Below are 11899 nucleotides of genomic sequence, written 5' to 3'. Positions count from 1 at the left end.
TCCGGTTTCAGCGGCCGTGGTCGAGATACGCGAGAACCGCCAGCACGCGACGGTTGTCGTCGTCCGAGACCTCAAGGCCCAGTTTGGCGAAGATATTGGCGGTGTGCTTCGCGATCGCCCGTTCCGTGACGACGAGCCGTTCGGCGATCGCCACGTTCGACCGCCCCTGCGCCATCAGCTCCAGCACCTCCGTCTCGCGGGGCGTGAGCCGCGCCAGCGGCTGGTCGTCGGCCGCGCGCCGGGTCAGCAGCTGCTGGATCACCTGCGGGTCCATCGCGGTCCCGCCCGCGGCGACCCGCCGTACGGCATCCACGAACTGGTCCGCGTCGAACACCCGGTCCTTCAGCAGATACCCCACCCCGCCGCTGCCGTCGGCGAGCAGCTCCCGCGCGTACAGCTGCTCCACGTGCTGGGACAGGACCAGCACCGGCAGCCCCGGCTTCCTGCGGCGGGCCTGAAGCGCGCACTGCAGCCCCTCGTCGGTGTGCGTCGGCGGCAGACGTACGTCGACGACGGCGACGTCCGGCTCCAGCTCGGCCAGCGCCCGGGCCAGCTCGGGGCCCGTCTCCACGGCCGCCGCGATCTCGAAGTCGTAGGCCTGAAGGAGCCGGACGAGCCCGTCGCGCAGCAGGAACAGGTCTTCGGCTAGGACAACGCGCAAGGAATCTCCATGGTGACCATGGTGGGACCGCCCACGGGACTGCTGACGGCCAGGACGCCGTCGAATGTACCCAGTCGCCGCTCCACACCCGAGAGTCCCGAACCGGCTCCGATCACCGCGCCGCCCTTGCCGTTGTCGGTGACGGTGATGCGCAGCATGCCGGCGCCGTCGTCCAGGTGATGCAGGTCGATCCAGATCCGCTCGGCGTCCGCGTGCTTGACGGCGTTGGTGAGCACCTCGCTGACCGCGAAGTACGCCGCCGACTCCACGGGCGCCTCCGCCCGGCCGGGCAGCTCCACGTTCACCTCGGTCGCGACCGGCAGCCGCAGCGCCAGCGCCCTTACCGCGTCGCCGAGTCCGCGCTCGGCGAGCACGGGCGGGTGAATGCCGCGCACCAGGTCGCGCAGCTCGGCGAGTGCGTCGGCGGAGGACCTGCGGGCCTGTGCGAGCAGCTGCCTGGCCCGCTCGGGGTCCTTGTCGAGCAGCATCTCGACGGTGCCCAGGTCCATGCCCATCGCGACCAGCCTGGCCTGCGCCCCGTCGTGCAGATCGCGCTCGATACGGCGCAGCTCGGCGGCGGAGGTGTCGACGGCGTCCCGTCGGGTCTCGGTCAGCACGCGTACCCGCTCGGCGAGTTCACCCTGGTCGGAGCCGAGGACGGCCCTGGTGAGCCGGAAGTGGGCCTGGAGCAGGGGCGCGGTGAAGAAGTGCGCGAAGAAGAGCAGGACGAGGGCCAGGGCACCGGCGCCGAGCGCGGACGCCAGTCCGGTGACCGGCAGGAAGCCGTACCAGTACCCGTCGGGGAAGACCCGCCACAGTCCGGCCGCGATCGCGAAGCCCTCCAGCGGATAGAGCAGCAGCGCGGCCGGCAGCAGCGCGGTGACGAACCCCGCGGTCATGTCCACCGGCAGCCACCGCAGATCCCGCCACGTCGCCGGATCGCCCAGCATCCCGAAGGTGCGGGTCCACGGATTGGTGTCCTTCGGCAGCGGCCGGTACGCCGGCGGTATCCGCACCCCGCCCCACTCGGCGGCCAGGACCCGCCGCCAGTCGGCGAACGCCCGTACCCCCGTCAGCACCCACGGCGTGGTGACGATGCCCACGCCGATCGGGATGAGCGCGATGGACACGAGGGAGAGGACGAAGCAGAGGACCGACCCCGGCAGGGACACCAGTGCCAGCGCCAGCCCCCGCAGCGCGGCGACTCCCATGCCCCGTGTCCTCGGACTGCGGCCGCTTGTCGTGTCGTTGGTCATGGCGGCAGTCTGGCCGAGGGCACGGCGATGGTCACTGGGGCGAGGCCCCCGATCAGGAGGTGGTGCCGGATACACCCCCGGCGCCCGCGAGGACCTTCGCCTCCACCTCCGGATCGAGGCCCTTCGCGGTCCGGTCCGGCCGCATGGGCGCCGTACCGCCGATGTCCTGGAGCCAACGCCAGGTGTCGGCGACGGTCTCGGTGACGGGACGGCACCGCAGCCCCGTCGCGACGGCCCTGGACACGTCCGCGGAGTGCAGGGCGTCGTGCATGTCGCTGCCCGGCGGCACCCACACCGGCAGCTGGGTCCACGGCTCGATGCCCGCGTCCAGGATCACCTGGGGCTCGGTCCAGCGCAGTTCGGCGGTGCCGCCGACGGTGGCCACACAGGCGTCGAGCAACTCACCCATGGTGGCGTGCCCTTGCGGACTCATCAGGTTGTACGGCCCGCTCAGCTCCTGTTCCACCGCCCCCAGGATCCACTCCGCGAGGTCCCGGACGTCGACGTACTCAAGGGGAAGGTCCCGTGGCCCCGGCGCCAGCACCGGACCACCGCGCGCGATCCGGCCAAGCCACCAGGGCAGCCGGCCGACGTTCTCGTGCGGTCCGAGAAGCAGGCCCGCCCGCACCAGCACGGAACGGTCCACCCCGAAGGCCTCGGCGGCGGCCAGCTCGCCGCCCAGCTTGTCGCGCGGGTAGTCGGTGTGCTCCGCGTCGGCCGCGGCGCCCTCGACCAGCGGCGCGTCCTCGGTGTACCCGGCGGGCGGGGCCCACGCGTACACCGAGCAGCTCGACACATACACGTACCGCCCGGCGCGGCCCCGCAGCAGCCGCGCCGTGTCCCGCACCGCGCGGGGCGCCGCCGACCAGGTGTCGACGACGGCGTCCCACTCGCCGGTGTGCTCGGCGAGGGCGGCGAGCCCGTCGGGCGCGGTGCGGTCGCCGTGCAGCGACCGCACCCCGGCCGGCGGTTCGTGCCGTCCCCGGTGGAAGACGGTCACCTCCCAGCCGCGCCCGAGGGCCGCCTCCACGACGGCCCGTCCCGCGAACTCCGTACCACCCAGCACCAGAAGTCTCATGCCGTCGACTCTGCCCGGTGCGGGCGCGGCGCGGAACAGGACTCTGCCGTCAGCAGAAGACCGGGGGAGCGGCGAACCCCTGCGGAGGATCAGCGTCCGGCCGGCGGGGCGTACTTGTACCCCACCCGCCGCACCGTCCGGATCGCGTCCCGGTGCTCGGCGCCCAGCTTGCGGCGCAGCCGGGCGATATGGACGTCGACGGTACGGCCGTCTCCCACATGGCCGTACCCCCACACCGTGGTGACCAGCTGGTCACGGGTGTGCACGCGGTGCGGGTGGGCCACCAGGTGGGCGAGGAGCTCGAACTCCAGGTAGGTGAGGTCGAGTTCACGTCCGTCGACCGAGGCGGTGCGCCGCACGGTGTCGACGGTGACGAGCGGGTCGCCGTCGCCGCCCCGGGCCGGGCCCGGGACCGGCGGCTGCTGGTCGGCCGGGACGAGCACCAGGTAGCCGATCATCGGCGGCTGCCCCGGCAGCGCGGGCAGGGAGTGCTGCGGTGCGGGCAGCCAGGTGGCGCCCGGCGGCAGCAGGTCGGCCACGTCGATCGTCCCGTCCCGGTCCACGGCACGCAGATGATGCCGTGAACCGGTCGGAGCAGGGGAGTTGAGCGTGGCGGCGGTGGACAGAGGACGAGTGGTCGCCATGAGAGGTCAGCTCTTTCGCGCGAGAGGTCCGTCGGACGTGGAGGACGTACGTCGTTTTCGCGCTGGCCGAAGGCCGGGGATACGGCTTTACAGGGCCCGCGCGTTCACCGCGCGGCAACACACCCGGTCGAAGTCGTGGTGCTGACGGGAAGGCCAGAAGGGCTCAAGGTCATGGCGACCTGTCGCGTCGTGCTTCTGGAAGCTGGCCATGTCCCCATTGAAGCAGACGCCTGTCCGGTGCGGGACCCCGCTGGTCATCCCTCCAGCCGTCTGTGCCAGGTCAGGGGTGTGATGGTGATCGCCTTCTCCGGGGAGCCGTCCCACTGCGCGGACAGCCCGACGGCACGGAGCGCGGCGACGACCTCGTGTCCGACGCCGGCGGTGGTCTCCTCCGAGCCGTCGAACCCGCCGTAGTAGAGGCTCAGCCCGTAGCCCTCGGCCGCCTGCTCGGTGACCTGTTGATGGAAGAAGACGAAACCCCGCGCGCCCTCCCGCTCGGCGCCGATCTCCGCCATCCCGCAGCCCCGGCAGCACGCGAAGTTCTCCCTGGCGGTGATGCCGCTCGCCTCCAGCGCCCGGAAGGCTCCGGTGAGCCGCTCCGGGTCGGTGACGCCCTCCCACGCCTCCTGCTCGGTGAGCCGCTCCAGCCACAGCCGGTCCACCAGCCGCCACGCCTGGGCCCTGGACACCGGCCGCTCGTCACCGTCGACGAGAAAGTCCTCGGCGATCTCGACGAGCGTCCTGCGGCTGTCGTACCCGCAGCGCAGCCGCGCCCGGACGCGCCCCTCGACCTTCTCCCGCACCGCGTCCGGCAGCTCGGGCACCTCATCCCGGGGCCCCAGGTCGATCGGCTCCCACACCACACCCGCGTCCCAGCCGGCGTCCTGCCGTGCCCAGCCGGTCATGAGGTCCGCCACCTGTCCGGCGGCGGCGAGATTCGTGCCGTAGAACCCGTCCTCGCCCAGCCGGTGCTCCAGCCGGTAGTCCCCGTCCTCCTCGTGCCACACCTGAGCGAACACATCAGGGATGTCCGGTATCCGCTGGACGACCAGGAACCGGTCTCCGGCACCCCCGATCCGCTCCACCAGTTCCCGCAGCCGCGCCGCCGGAATCCGCGCATGCGTCTGCCAGTTCTCGGTCTCGACCTTGATGTCGAGATGCCCCCCGTCGATCTCCATGCCCCCACCATGGCACGCCCCACTGACAACGCGATCAGCGGCAGACGCGAGCACCGACCACCGCCGGCACCGACCACCGCCGGCACCGACCACCGCCGGCACCGACCACCGCGAGCACCGACCACCGCGAGCACCGACCACCGCGATCACCGGCAACGCGAAGGGGCGCCCACCGTCCTGGTGGGCGCCCCTTCGGGAGCTACTGGGCGGATCAGACCTGGCCGGCCTTCTCCAGCGCGGAGCAGCAGGTGTCGACGAGCAGGCGGGTCACCACGTACGGGTCGACGTTGGCGTTCGGACGGCGGTCCTCGATGTAGCCCTTGCCGTCCTTCTCGACCTGCCACGGGATGCGGACGGACGCGCCGCGGTTGGAGACGCCGTAGGAGTACTTGTCCCACGGGGCGGTCTCGTGCAGGCCGGTCAGACGGTCGTCGATGCCGGCGCCGTAGTTCTTGACGTGGTCGAGCGGCTTGGAGCCCTCACCGAGCGCCTCGCACGCGGTGATGATCGCGTCGTAACCCTCGCGCATCGCCTTCGTGGAGAAGTTGGTGTGCGCACCGGCACCGTTCCAGTCGCCCTTCACCGGCTTCGGGTCCAGCGTCGCGGCGATGTCGAAGTCCTCGGCGGTGCGGTAGAGCAGCCAGCGGGCCACCCACAGCTGGTCGGAGACCTCCAGCGGGGCCAGCGGGCCGACCTGGAACTCCCACTGGCCGGGCATGACCTCGGCGTTGATGCCGGAGAGGCCCAGGCCCGCCTTCAGGCAGTTGTCGAGGTGGGCCTCGACGACGTCACGGCCGAAGATCTCGTCCGCGCCGACACCGCAGTAGTAGCCGCCCTGCGGGGCCGGGAAGCCGCCCTTGGGGAAGCCGAGCGGGTAGCCGTCCTTGAAGAAGGTGTACTCCTGCTCGATGCCGAAGATCGGCTCCTGAGCGGCGAACTTCTCGGCGACCTCGACGAGCGCGGCGCGGGTGTTGGTGACGTGCGGGGTGAGGTCGATGTTCAGGACCTCGCACAGCACCAGGATGTCGTCGCCGCCGCGGATCGGGTCCGGGCAGGTGAAGACCGGCTTGAGCACGCAGTCCGAGGCGTGGCCCTCGGCCTGGTTGGTGGAGGACCCGTCGAAGCCCCAGATCGGCAGCGCGTCGAGACCGGCGGGGGAGCCCGCGATGATCTTCGTCTTCGATCGCAGCTTGGCCGTCGGCTCGGTGCCGTCGATCCAGATGTACTCAGCCTTGAAGGTCACGGGCCACATCCTTCGGGGGTGGGTCTAGGCGCGTTTGCGGGTGCTGCGGCGCTGCGGCACTGGGGCGCCGCCTTTGTTGCTCGCGAGCCTGTCAACAGGCGATTTCCCGGTCATTGCTCGAATGTGAACCCCGTGTTACCTGGGGGCGATGTGGCGCGACTCACGCTGTGAGCGGCCGTACAAAGTCGACAGGGAAACATCCGGTGCCGCCGGGCAGGCCGGTCCGGCGGCTCGTATGCGATGGGAATGAGGACGGTGACGGGGAGGGTGCGCGCCGGGCACCCGCTGCCCCTGCTGCCGGGCGGCGGGGGAGCGACCTCCGCGTCCTGGTACGCCCAGGCCGGCCGCCACCCCCGCCCGCGTACGCCGCCTGTTCCTCCTGGACCCGGCCCAGTGCCTCGCCGGGTACAAGGCGGCGTACCTGCTGCATGCCCTGCCGGTCCTGCTGCTCGTGGCCGCGAACAGCAGGACCCTCCCTCACGTGCGAGGTGGCGACCGGGGCGGGCCGCCGCCTCACCGCTTTCCTCGGTTCCTGAGGATCACCCCACCTTCTCGATCAGGGCCCGGCGGATCAGGAACTTGCCGGGCTCGCGGACCTGTTCGAAAGCCGCGTTGTTGAGCAGGGCACAGCTGCCGGAGACCGAAGTGACCTCCACCGTCGTGGACTTGTTGTTGTCCAGGTTGGTGACCTTCAGCTTCGTGCCCGCCGGGAACTGGTTGCTGGAAGCGGCCGGGGCGCCGCCCTCACCCGAGAGCGTGACGGTGGAGCCGTTGCAGACCTGCCGGCCGGAGGCCGCGGCACCGCCGCCGTTCCCCACAGGAGCACTCTGCGACGGCGCGGCACCCCCCGCCTGCTGACCGCCACCCTGCTGGCCGCCACCCTGCTGTCCGGCCTGCTGGCCGCCATCCTGCCCGCCCTGCGCCGGCTGTGAAGCCTGGGAGCCCTGAGCCGACTCCCCGACGACGCACCCGGACGCCTCCTGCTGGCGCTTGATCTGCTCGATGACGGCCTCGCGATTGGCGATCCGTGCCTCCGACTGCGCGTCGGCATTGGCCCGTTGCCCCTCGATGAACCGCTGGTTGTTGCCGAGGGCGGTGGCCAGGCCCTGGCAGACACTCGACTCCGCGGCCGTTTTCGGCGGCGCGGCGTTCGAGGTGCTCGCCATGACGAAGGCACCGCCTCCCGCCACGGTCGCCGCACTCACCAGCAGCGCGAGCTTCTTCTTCGTGCTGAGCGTTCTCCTGCGCGACATGCGCGCCTCCTGAGAGATAGGGGAGCGTACGCCGCTATGTACGAGATACCGAACGAAGCTACTCAGCGGTTTACAGGAGTCACCGTAGTAACGTGCGTCACATCACCGGGACAGGGCGCCCCGTACGGCCTCGTCGGTGCGGGCCACCACGGCCGTACCGTCGTCCGCGGTGATGATCGGCCGCTGCATCAGCTTGGGGTGCTCGGCCAGGGCCTTCACCCACCGCTCCCGCGTACTCGCGTCCCGCGCCCACTCCTTGAGGCCGAGCTCCTTGGCGACGGCCTCCTGGGTCCGGGTGATGTCCCAGGGTTCGAGGCCCAGCCGGTCGAGCACCTCCCGGATCTCGTCCTCGGTCGGCACGTCCTCCAGATAGCGGCGGACGGTGTAGTCGGCCCCCTCGGCGTCGAGCAGGCTGAGGGCGCTGCGGCACTTGGAACAGGCCGGATTGATCCAGATCTCCATGCGGCCCACGGTATCCCGCGGCACCTGGCGGGCCCCTGTCGGCCGGGGTCCTGTCGTGTCCACGGAGGAGGCTGTGTTCGAATTTGATGCCGCCTCGGACACACCTGCCGGATCGTGTGTGACACAGCGACAGTTTCCTTCCTGACCAGGGGATTTCATGGACGTCCTGGACCCCTTGAATGTCAGTGCCGGGCACTAGAATGTAAGCAGTGTTCGAGAGCGTCACCGGGGAGCCCGGCCGGCGCTCGTACGCGACAGGAGGATGCCTGTGCCCGCTGCCGCACTGAAGCCGAAGCCGACCCGCAAGCCGCTGCCCACCCAGTCCACCGCCCAGCACCCGGTCCTGCTGGAGCTGCCGTACGCGCCCCTGGAGAAGCGGCCGCTGCCGCCGGGCCGTCCGCGCGAGTGGTACATCACGCACAACCGCCGTCTGAAGGCCATGCGCCTCGCGATCGCCCTCCTGGACTCGGGCGTCTACATGCCCAACCAGGCCCGCAACGAGACGATCCGGAGCACCGCGGAAATGATCGGCGTGCACCCGCCGTCCGAGACGACCTGTCACATGGTGCGGGCGCTCATGAGGTATTCGAGGTAAGCCGCGACACCGGGTGCCCTCGGTGGTCGAGGGCACCCGGCACCGCGCCGCACCCGGCGCGCCCTACGCCGACAACTCCCGCTCCAACGGCGTCCGAAAGCGCGGCGTCACCCGAGCCGCCCCCACCCATCCCCGCAACCGCTCCGCCTCCCACGAGATCGCCGCCTCCGCAGCCTGCCGCTCCACGCCCCCCAAGTCCTCCAGCAACCGCCAGGCGATCTCCCCGTCCGCGCGCTGCGCCCACCCGCCCACCACACGGCCGTTCCACCACACCGTCGGCCCCACGTTGCCGCTCCGGTCGAACAGCGACGGCCACAGCTCCGGCGCCAGATACCACTCCCGCCGCTGCCAGCCCATCGCCGTGGGGTCGAGCCCGGGCAGCAGCGCCGCCCACGGCTCGGTGGGCTCGGCCACCGGGTCCACGTCGCCGTCGACGACGTACCCCGTCCCCTCGTCGAGGGAGACGGCCCGCGCCCCGATCGCCGCCAGCGCCCGGCGTACGTCGGTCACCCGCCACCCCGTCCACCACTTGAGGTCGGCCTCGGTCGCCGGCCCGCACACCGCCAGCCAGCGCCGCAGCAGCTCCGTCTGCGCCCCGGCCACGTCCAGCTCGGGATGCTCGGGCGCCACCGCCCACCGGAACTGCGAGGACGTCCAGGAGCCCAGCGGCCGTCCGCGCACCACCTTCCCCTCGACTCCCAGCACCCGCAGCAGCCGCGTCGAGACGGTATGCACCCCCTCGTAGCTCTTCCCGGCCGCGTAGACGAACTGCTCGCGCAACCGCGGCTCGTCCTCGGCGAGTTCGGCCGCCGTCGCCTGCCCGCGCCGCGCCAGCGCGGCCAGCGCCGACTGCTCGACCTCGGCCAGCCAGGCCGCGTCCGGAGCCCCCGCCTTCGCCATGTCCTTGACCAGCGCCGCCCGCTCCCGCGCGGCGACCGCGAGGCCGGTCGAGGCGTGCACGACGGCCGTCAGCCCGACGGGGAACACGAACACGGTGTGCCGCATGCCGTGCATCCTGACCAGCGCCCGGTCCTCGTACAGCGCCCGCTCGGTCTCCGCGACGGTCTTCGCCGGGTCCGTCAGCCGCGCGCCCACGGCCAGGTACACGGTCGCCGGATCGGTGCCGTGCAACGCGACCAGCGACTCGGCGACCTCGGCCGGGCCCGCCGCCCGCGCCGATCCGGCCAGCCGGTGCCGCAGCGCCAGCCGAGCCCGCCGCTCCGCCACCCCGATGTACCGCAGCCCGTCACCCATCCCGGCCTCCACGTCATGCCGTCACACCGCCCGTGACTGCATCTTCCCCGCCCCCACTGACAACGGCCCGCCCAACAGCCCTCGCCCACCGCTCCTGACGCACCGGTCTCCGCGCAACGGTCTCCGGGCACTGGTCGTCGCCCGCCGGTTCTTGCCCGCCGGTTCTCGCGCACTGGTTCTCGCGCACTGGTTCTCGCCCACTGGTTCTCGCGCACCGGTCTCCGCCCACACCGGCCCCGCCCGACAGCCCTCGCCCAACGGTCCCCGCCAGCCCTCCCCACCGGCCCCCGCCCCCGGCCCCCGCCCAAGGGCCCTGGCTCACCCGACAGCCCCCGCAGGCCCGTTCACTCCCGTCCCTCGAACGCCGTACACCGGGTCGCCGTCCACCCCGGGTCGCCCAGGCCGGTCAGCACCGCGGTCACGAACTCCCGCCGGTCCCCGGCGTGTTCCTGGAACCACAGCCCCAGCCCGTGCTCCGCGTCCGGCACCTCGAACCGGGTGAACCGCGCGCGGGTGGCCAGCGCGTGCTGCACCGCCTCCGTCACGGCCGGCGGGATGACCGCGTCCGTGCCCGGCACCGCGAGCACCGCCCGTCCCTCGTACGCCCGCAGCACATCGAGCGCGGGTGCCGTACGCCAGCCGTCCGGTGTGCGGATGATCTCGCTGAACCGCCCGTTCCCCTCGCCGAACGGCACATCCCACGCCTCGGCCGCGTACACCGCGGGCGCGCACAGCCCCACGGCCGCCACACGCTCCCCGTAGTGCCCGGCCAGGTCCGCCACCGTCTGCCCGCTCATGCTGAACCCGACCAGGATCAGCGGGCCGCCGTCCGGCACCCGCGCGTCGATGACGGCGACCGCCTGCTCGAAGCGCCGCCGCAGGCTCAACTCCCGCAGTGCGCCCGTGCTCTCGCCGTGCCCCGAGAAGTCGAAGGCGAGCCCGCGGCAGCCACGGGACACGAACTCGGCGAGCAGCGAAAGCAGCCGTTCCTTGCTGCCGTTGCCCGCGCCGTGCAGCAGAACGGCGGTGGCCGGTTCCGGGCCGTCGGCGGCACCGCCGTACACACCGCTGAGCAGTTCACCGTCGTAGGCGCATGTGAATGAGGAGAGCTCGGTCATGCGCCCCATTCACGCATGGACGGCACCGGCCCCACTCGGGCCCGCGGGAAAAGGAGATGCACCCCGAGTGACCGTGTCCCTACGCTGGACACGCGTTGCGGAGCTGTCCCCGCCGCTTTCCGCAGGGCAGGCGTCACCCTGCGGACTGGGGGCTACTCTCTACGCACCGACGGACGGCCGCCTTCCCCCAGCGCCCGTCGGGGACATTCGATCACCGCTCAGATCCAACCCACGCCCACGGAGGCCCGTGATGGGCACCATCGTCATGTCCGGGACAGTCGTCCTGGTGATCCTGGGATTCGGAAACCACGTCTACTGGCTGGCCGCCGTCGCCGTGCTCTTCCTCTACCTGCGGTACGGCCGGAGCTCCTCCGCGTCGGGCGGAGGAGCCGGGGGAGGGGCCTCGTCCGGAGCAGCCGCGCCCGCGGACTACCGCGCCTACCGCGAGCGCCGTGACATGCAGGCCAAGTGGGAGCGCCGCTACCGTCGCGAGCGCCCCTTCGAGGCCCGTCGTCAGGAGCGCGAGAAGAGCAAGTGAGACCACATCTGCTGGTGACCCCAGGTGCTCCCGGTCACAGGCCGGGGGCACCCCACAGCGGGAACCAGCGGTTCAGGTCCTGCTCGATCCGCAGGTCGTCGCCGAGGGCCGCCTTCACCCGCAGCTCCAGCGGGTTGTCGCGCCGCTGCTGCGCACCGGGCAGCGGCGCGAACGGGTAGAAGGTGCCGCGCTTGTAGAGGTAGACCAGCGCCAGCCGGCGGCCTTCAAGGTTCTCGAACCCGGCGAGCGAGCACAGCAGCTGCGGCCCGAAGCCGTTGACCTCCATCGCGCTGTTCACCGCGTGCAGGTCGTTGACCAGCTCCGGCAGCTGGTCGGGGGTGCGCTCGGACACCAGCCAGGAGTAGCCGTACCCGTCCCTCGACAGCCGCACCGGCGGTCCCTCGCGCTCGGCGTCCGCGTCCAGCAGCGCCTGGACCTCGCGGTGGGTCTGCTCGAAGGCGCCGCCCTCGACCGTCGCGAAACACACCGCCCCGCTCCCGGTCGGCCGGAAGCCCGCCGCGGCCTCAAGGGTCACGGCCGCCGACGGCAGCCCGAAGAGCTGGTCGAGATCGGGCGCGACCGGCTTCGTACGACCGAGCAGAATGTCCAGCAGCCCCAT

13 protein-coding genes are annotated in these 11899 nt (G+C 71.9%); 2 read left to right on the top strand and 11 right to left on the bottom strand.

All coding sequences use genetic code 11. The annotated features are described in order from the left end of the window. Positions 1-7: 7 nt before the first annotated feature. The 8 genes from AQI70_RS02630 to AQI70_RS02595 form a co-directional block, all read right to left on the bottom strand. Positions 8-661, bottom strand: a complete 654-nt coding sequence (locus AQI70_RS02630) for a response regulator (RefSeq protein WP_004001788.1) — start codon at positions 659-661, stop codon at positions 8-10. Next, positions 646-1917, bottom strand: coding sequence for a sensor histidine kinase (locus AQI70_RS02625; RefSeq protein ID WP_062143479.1), 1272 nt, complete (start codon positions 1915-1917; stop codon positions 646-648). The genes AQI70_RS02630 and AQI70_RS02625 overlap by 16 nt, the downstream gene beginning before the upstream one ends. A gap of 52 nt (positions 1918-1969) precedes the next feature. Beyond that, entirely contained in the window at positions 1970-2995 is a 1026-nt protein-coding gene (locus AQI70_RS02620) for an SDR family oxidoreductase (protein WP_062143475.1), read from the bottom strand. 89 nt (positions 2996-3084) lie between these two features. Beyond that, positions 3085-3639 (bottom strand): winged helix-turn-helix domain-containing protein, encoded by a 555-nt coding sequence (locus AQI70_RS02615; protein ID WP_062143472.1) that lies wholly within the window; start codon positions 3637-3639, stop codon positions 3085-3087. Positions 3640-3893: 254 nt separating this feature from the next. Next, the gene (locus AQI70_RS02610; RefSeq protein ID WP_062143469.1) at positions 3894-4817 is read right to left on the bottom strand and encodes a DUF6891 domain-containing protein; all 924 of its coding nucleotides are present in this window, start codon (positions 4815-4817) and stop codon (positions 3894-3896) included. 211 nt (positions 4818-5028) lie between these two features. Next, entirely contained in the window at positions 5029-6060 is a 1032-nt protein-coding gene (glnII, locus tag AQI70_RS02605) for a glutamine synthetase (protein ID WP_062143467.1), read from the bottom strand. Positions 6061-6599: 539 nt separating this feature from the next. Continuing rightward, positions 6600-7313 carry an RlpA-like double-psi beta-barrel domain-containing protein gene (locus AQI70_RS02600; RefSeq protein ID WP_062143463.1) on the bottom strand — a complete coding sequence of 238 codons (714 nt, stop codon included), beginning with the start codon at positions 7311-7313 and terminating at the stop codon, positions 6600-6602. A gap of 102 nt (positions 7314-7415) precedes the next feature. Further along, positions 7416-7775, bottom strand: a complete 360-nt coding sequence (locus AQI70_RS02595) for an arsenate reductase family protein (RefSeq protein ID WP_062143460.1) — start codon at positions 7773-7775, stop codon at positions 7416-7418. A gap of 268 nt (positions 7776-8043) precedes the next feature. Here AQI70_RS02595 and AQI70_RS02590 point away from each other — a divergent pair, with 268 nt between their 5' ends. Further along, positions 8044-8370 carry a hypothetical protein gene (locus AQI70_RS02590; protein ID WP_004001798.1) on the top strand — a complete coding sequence of 109 codons (327 nt, stop codon included), beginning with the start codon at positions 8044-8046 and terminating at the stop codon, positions 8368-8370. 63 nt (positions 8371-8433) lie between these two features. Here AQI70_RS02590 and AQI70_RS02585 read toward each other — a convergent pair whose 3' ends face one another. Continuing rightward, entirely contained in the window at positions 8434-9624 is a 1191-nt protein-coding gene (locus AQI70_RS02585) for a winged helix DNA-binding domain-containing protein (protein WP_062143457.1), read from the bottom strand. Positions 9625-9968: 344 nt separating this feature from the next. Beyond that, complete coding sequence (locus AQI70_RS02580) at positions 9969-10742, bottom strand: alpha/beta hydrolase (protein WP_062143454.1); 774 nt, start codon at positions 10740-10742, stop codon at positions 9969-9971. Between the two features lie 250 nt (positions 10743-10992). Here AQI70_RS02580 and AQI70_RS02575 point away from each other — a divergent pair, with 250 nt between their 5' ends. After that, positions 10993-11280 carry a hypothetical protein gene (locus AQI70_RS02575; protein WP_062143451.1) on the top strand — a complete coding sequence of 96 codons (288 nt, stop codon included), beginning with the start codon at positions 10993-10995 and terminating at the stop codon, positions 11278-11280. 34 nt (positions 11281-11314) lie between these two features. Here the strand turns inward: AQI70_RS02575 and pspAB are convergent, their stop codons facing one another. Continuing rightward, positions 11315-11899: a PspA-associated protein PspAB gene (pspAB, locus tag AQI70_RS02570; RefSeq protein ID WP_062143448.1), complete on the bottom strand. Its 585-nt coding sequence runs from the start codon at positions 11897-11899 to the stop codon at positions 11315-11317.

The sequence above is a fragment of the Streptomyces curacoi genome (assembly GCF_001513975.1).
GTDB lineage: Bacteria > Actinomycetota > Actinomycetes > Streptomycetales > Streptomycetaceae > Streptomyces > Streptomyces curacoi.
This window is presented reverse-complemented; position numbering and strand designations above follow the sequence as displayed.